The 472-nt window shown below is 66.3% G+C and carries 1 protein-coding gene; it reads left to right on the forward strand.

The window, feature by feature from the left end:
- On the forward strand, positions 1–472 hold a 472-nt coding region (locus tag MFF24_RS28715; RefSeq protein WP_238229227.1), incomplete at both ends, for a GTP-binding protein.

The following is a 472-nucleotide window of genomic DNA, read 5'->3' on the forward strand; positions in this document are numbered from 1 at the left end:
GGCGACCTTCACGGCCTACGACCAGATCGACAAGGCCCCCGAGGAGAAGGCGCGCGGCATCACGATCTCGACCGCCCACGTCGAGTACGAGACCACCAACCGCCACTACGCTCACGTCGACTGCCCCGGCCACGCCGACTACGTGAAGAACATGATCACCGGTGCCGCCCAGATGGACGGCGCGATCCTGGTCGTGTCCGCTGCCGACGGCCCGATGCCGCAGACCCGCGAGCACATCCTGCTCGCCCGCCAGGTCGGCGTGCCGGCACTCGTCGTGTTCCTCAACAAGGTCGACATGGTCGATGACGAGGAGCTCCTCGAGCTGGTCGAGCTCGAGGTGCGCGAGCTGCTCTCGAAGTATGACTTCCCCGGCGACGACATCCCGATCACCAAGGGCTCGGCCCTGATGGCGCTTGAGGACAAGGAGCCGAAGATCGGCCGCGACGCCGTGCTGAAGCTGATGGAGACGGTC

Source organism: Methylorubrum aminovorans (assembly GCF_022179725.1).
GTDB lineage: Bacteria > Pseudomonadota > Alphaproteobacteria > Rhizobiales > Beijerinckiaceae > Methylobacterium > Methylobacterium aminovorans.